General features: G+C 58.4%; 5 protein-coding genes. 2 read left to right on the top strand and 3 right to left on the bottom strand.

From position 1 onward, the window contains the following. Together AACR77_RS00530 and AACR77_RS00525 are read right to left on the bottom strand one after the other, a co-directional pair. Positions 1 to 629 (bottom strand): HlyD family secretion protein (locus tag AACR77_RS00530; RefSeq protein ID WP_156133346.1); only part of this gene is annotated, 629 nt, incomplete at its 3' end. A 73-nt stretch (positions 630 to 702) separates the two neighbouring features. Continuing rightward, a complete protein-coding gene (locus AACR77_RS00525) occupies positions 703 to 2109 on the bottom strand; it encodes a TolC family protein (RefSeq protein ID WP_010675551.1) in 1407 nt (468 codons plus the stop codon). Between the two features lie 290 nt (positions 2110 to 2399). Here AACR77_RS00525 and dusB point away from each other — a divergent pair, with 290 nt between their 5' ends. Further along, a complete protein-coding gene (dusB, locus tag AACR77_RS00520) occupies positions 2400 to 3365 on the top strand; it encodes a tRNA dihydrouridine synthase DusB (RefSeq protein ID WP_010675552.1) in 966 nt (321 codons plus the stop codon). A gap of 25 nt (positions 3366 to 3390) precedes the next feature. Continuing rightward, on the top strand, positions 3391 to 3687 hold the full coding sequence (fis, locus tag AACR77_RS00515; protein ID WP_005309538.1) for a DNA-binding transcriptional regulator Fis: 297 nt from the start codon (positions 3391 to 3393) through the stop codon (positions 3685 to 3687). 82 nt (positions 3688 to 3769) lie between these two features. Here fis and AACR77_RS00510 read toward each other — a convergent pair whose 3' ends face one another. Next, on the bottom strand, positions 3770 to 4402 hold the full coding sequence (locus tag AACR77_RS00510; RefSeq protein ID WP_042879110.1) for a LysE family translocator: 633 nt from the start codon (positions 4400 to 4402) through the stop codon (positions 3770 to 3772). Between the last annotated feature and the right edge of the window lie 298 nt (positions 4403 to 4700).

Here is a 4700-nt window from a genome sequence, read left to right as displayed (position 1 = left end):
AGATAGGCTTCCACTTCCGCCACGCCGCCAGCCGCCATCTTGGCCTGCTCGCGGGCCGCTATCTTGGTCTCTTCCCGCGCCCCTTCCAGTGCCATCTGGTATTGCTGCCAGGCCATGCCCTCGCTGTACTTCGCCGCCTGCCAGGCCGTCCAGGCCTCGTCACGCTTTTGCAGCGACATCACGCCATCCCGATGCAGGCTGGCAATGCGCTCGTAGGTTTTGCCATGAAGCAGGGCAGCCGCCTTGGCCTGTTGCCACTGATCCTTGGCGGCCGCGATCTGCTGCACTCGCGCCCCCTTCTCTGCCTCTTCGGCCATGGCACCCGCCGCCGCCTGCCCGGCCTTGGCCTGACTCAGCTTGGCCTCGATCTCCGGGCTCGCCAGAGTGAACGCCAGTTGGCCCCTGGCCAGTTGATCCCCCTTCTTCACCAGTACCTCGTCGATGCGGCCCGCCACCTTGGAAGAGACCGAATACTGCTGCGCCTCTATCTGCCCCTGCAGACGCACCGGCTCCGGCTGATAGGCCAGCCAGAAGCGCCAGCCCAGCCAGAGCACAAGCAATACCAGCGCCAGTGGCAGCAGCCAAGGCTTGCCCTGGCTCATCTTCTTCTTGATGGGGGGATGACTCATGAATTCACCTCGGCAAACGGGCGACCCTTGACGGTCGAAACGGACATGAATAACGGAGTGGAAGAGCGCGCGATCATGAGTTCACCTCGATCGCCTGGCCATGCTGATACTGGTTGAAACTGTTCATCTGACCGGAGAGTGCCAACAGGCGGGCCAGAGAGATCACGTATTGATAGGCGGCGGCGGCGCGCTGGGTCTTGACCCCGGCAAGCTGGGTCTGGGCATCGACCACATCAAGGGAAGTGGAGAGCCCCTGACCGAATGCCTTGTCACGCAACCGCACGTTCTCCTCGGCCAGCGCCTGGGTCGAGGAGAGAGAGTGATACTCCTCCAGTCCCTGGGCAGCCTCGCGCCAGGTCTTCTCGACCAGCAGCTCCAGATCCTGGCGGGTCTTGGCTTGCAGCAGGTTGACCTGGAGTTCGGCGCTCTTGGCTGCCTGGACTGTCTCGGAGCGGCCATCGCGACTCACCAGCGGCATGCTGACCCCGACACCAACCAGCCAGTCCGGTGTGGTCTTGGAGACGATGGAATCATCTTCATAGAGGTTGTAGTTGCCGAACAGGAAGAGCTCGGGGGCGTACTTGCCCTTCTCCAGCTTGATCATCCCCTGGGCCTGCTCCTTTTTGGCCGTCAACAGCTTGAGACCGGGGTGCACCGACAGGGTCTCCTCCACGAAGGGAGACAAGGCTGGCATCCCTTCGTTGATGAAGAGGGCGGTATTGGGCTCAGCCTGCTTGAGCTTGAGCATGTGGCCGAGCGCCAGCTGGGCGATCTCCAGGCTGCGCCTGGCCTTCTGGGTATCGATGCGTGCCCTGTCATAGGCAGACTGGGCCGACAGGCGCTCCACCTTGGCGATCTGCCCCTGGGCTTCGAGCTTCTTGGCATGATCCAGATGGTGTGCCAGTCCCTGCTCGATCTCCTGCTTGGTCTGCACCACCTGCGCCGCCAGCACCACCCCGAAGTAGGTCTGGGAGAGGCTCTCGAAGGTGGACTGCTGTTTGAGCACCAGCAACTGCTCAGCCTCGCTCACCTGGGCCTGACGAATATCCTGGGCCGCATCGATGCGCCCGCCGGTAAAGAGCGGCCATAACATCTTGACCGAACTGGTCACCACGTTCTGCTTGGTGAGGGGGGTGACGAAATCGCTCGGGCTGAGGTTGAGTGCCTGCATCACGGGCCCCAGCACCTTGCCGAATTCCGGATGATTGGCGATGGGGTTGAGATCCAGCATGTCCAGCTCCATCGGCTGATCAAGATGGGTATAGCTGGCCCCCACATCCACCTTGGGCAGGTACATGGCCTTGGCCGCCTCCCGCAGTTGCTGGGCCCTCTCCACCCCGGCCTGCTCTGCCGCCAAGCCGTCATCCTGCTGGATGACCCGACTCCAGGCCTCGGTAAAGCTGACCGTCTGCGCCTGGGCCGACCCCAGCACGACACCCAGCAGGCATGGGCAGAGCGATTTGATGAACTTTGCCGTCATACATCCCCGATCCGTTTGTAATAAAATTGTGTAGAGCCTTTGCTCAATTCAGGCCCGCTATCATAGCCTAAACCGACTTGAGAGGGAGACTCACAAATCACCATCCCCCTCACTCGCGCCCCCCTGACCATGGTCACAGACAATATGTCCGATTTTCAAGCACTCCTGAATTTGCAAGCCTTGGCGCGACGTTTTTTTCAGAAAAAAATGGCTGACGCTCAAATACTAACCTTTTCTCCTGACTAAAAAATGCGTAATATACGCCGCCCTAAGCCGATGGTAACCGTGGAATGCAGATAGGTCCCCACACGCTTGAAACTCCCCTGATCGTGGCCCCCATGGCCGGTGTAACAGACCGACCATTTCGTGAACTTTGTTTACGTTTGGGAGCCGGTATGGCCGTTTCCGAGATGCTGCTGGCCAACCCGGATGTCTGGGATACCCAGAAAACCCGGATGAGAATGGATCACTCTGCTGAAGGCGGCTTGCGATCGGTCCAGATTGCCGGTGCCGACCCCGAGATGATGGCGTTTGCTGCCCGCTACAACGTGGAGCAGGGCGCTCAGATCGTCGACATCAACATGGGGTGTCCGGCAAAAAAAGTGAATAAGAAGCTGGCAGGTTCCGCCCTGCTGCGTCAGCCAGACCTGGTCAGATCCATCTGCCGGGCCGTGGTGGATGCGGTGGAAGTACCTGTCACCTTGAAGATCCGCACAGGATGGGATCCGGATAACCGCAATGGCGAGGAGATCGCCCGAATCGCCGAAGATTGCGGTATCGCGGCCCTTGCCGTGCATGGTCGTACCCGTGCCTGCCTCTACAAGGGCGAAGCGGAGTACGACACTATCAGGGCGATTAAGCAGGCCGTATCGATTCCTGTTGTCGCCAATGGCGACATCGATAGCCCGGAGAAAGCCCGGTATGTCCTCGACTATACCGGTGTCGACGCCGTGATGATCGGCCGTGCTGCGCAAGGACGACCCTGGATTTTCCGGGAAATCCGCCATTTTCTTGAAACGGGCACCAAGCTGCCGCCTCCCGACAGGGAAGAGGTTCGCACCCTGATGAACGAGCATGTCACCAATCTGCACCAGTTTTACGGTGCCTATCTGGGAGCGCGCATTGCCCGTAAACACGTGGGCTGGTATCTGGATGAAGAAGAGGCGGGCCGAGAATTCCGTAAGCACTTCAATGCCCTGGATTGTGCAGATGCACAACTCGAGGCACTCGAAGCGTATTTCGATGGATTAGGTTAACGCATAACTAAAGAGCCGACCGAATATGTTCGAACAAACCCTGACTTCTGATGCATTGGTAACAACTACTCACAATCACGCTGCCGAGCCGACCCAGCGCCCCCTGCGTGACTCTGTGCAACAGGCCCTGCGTAACTACCTGGCCCAGTTGAACGGTCAGGAAGTGATTGATCTGTACGATATGGTTCTCTCCGAAGTCGAAGCTCCCATGCTGGACGTGATCATGCAGTACACCCGTGGTAACCAGACTCGCGCCGCCGTGATGATGGGCATCAACCGCGGTACTCTGCGCAAGAAACTCAAGCGCTACGGCATGAACTGATTTCAGTCAGCCTGCTGCAGTGCAGACGAAGGCGTATCCTAGCGATGGGATACGCCTTTTTCTATGCCCGGCGTTTACCCTCTCACTCCACCGCCAGCTTGATGCCAAGCCCCACGAACAGCCCCCCCATCAGGCGGTTGAGCCAGCGGCCCAACCAGCCAGGCAAGGCCATCCTGCGACTCGCATAGGCGGTCGAGAAGGCCAGCAGATGGCACCAGATCATGCCGTTGAAATTGAAGATACAGCCCAGAACGATGAAGGCCAGCGCCTTCTGCGGTGCATCGGGAGCGATGAACTGGGGCACAAAGGCGAGGAAGAACAGGGCCACCTTGGGGTTGAGGACATTGGTGAGCAACCCCTGCCGAAAGATGCGCCCATAAGAGAGCGCAGGCAGCGCCACAGCCCCATCCACAGACGTTGAAGTGCCACTCCTCTGCCAGAGCATGGACACGCCGAGATAGACCAGATAGAGCGCCCCCATCAGCTTGATGACGGCAAACAGCCCGGCAGAGGCACTCAACAGGGCAGACAGTCCCAGAGCTGCCGCCAACACATGCACCATGGTACCTGTCCCGATACCCAATGCCGCCATGGACCCTGCACGCCATCCCTGGGAGCCGCTGCGCAGCATGATGAGCAGGGAGTCAGGCCCAGGCATCATGTTCAACAACAGGCCAGAAACGATAAACAGCGCCAGATCGTGGATCCCCAACATACACAGCTCCTTGTACATGAAAGAAACAGTCTATGGATCCTGAAGTACTTGTCACTCCCGTTTCCGGCGATAGTGATTATCAAGGAAGGGAATAGCGTTTGAGCCGGAGATATTTGACGCTCAACCAGGTGAAAAAGAGAGATTGAGCCGTTTGAAAGGCAGTGATACTGGCTGAATAGCAATGTTTATCGATGTAATTGACTGGATTTTGAGCATTATCCAGACTTATTATCTAATAAATAAATTTCAGGCAATAAAAAAACCCCGCTCGAGTGAGCGGGGTTTCTTGTATTGGGTG

The organism is Aeromonas sp. ZOR0002, from assembly GCF_963866995.1.
Taxonomy (GTDB): domain Bacteria; phylum Pseudomonadota; class Gammaproteobacteria; order Enterobacterales; family Aeromonadaceae; genus Aeromonas; species Aeromonas caviae.
This window is presented reverse-complemented; position numbering and strand designations above follow the sequence as displayed.

Coding starts and splice junctions, on each gene's coding strand:
- AACR77_RS00525 (WP_010675551.1), bottom strand. CDS start 2,109: ATGACGGCAAAGTTCATCAAATCGCTCTGCCCATGCCTGCTGGGTGTC.
- fis (WP_005309538.1), top strand. CDS start 3,391: ATGTTCGAACAAACCCTGACTTCTGATGCATTGGTAACAACTACTCAC.
- dusB (WP_010675552.1), top strand. CDS start 2,400: ATGCAGATAGGTCCCCACACGCTTGAAACTCCCCTGATCGTGGCCCCC.
- AACR77_RS00510 (WP_042879110.1), bottom strand. CDS start 4,402: ATGTTGGGGATCCACGATCTGGCGCTGTTTATCGTTTCTGGCCTGTTG.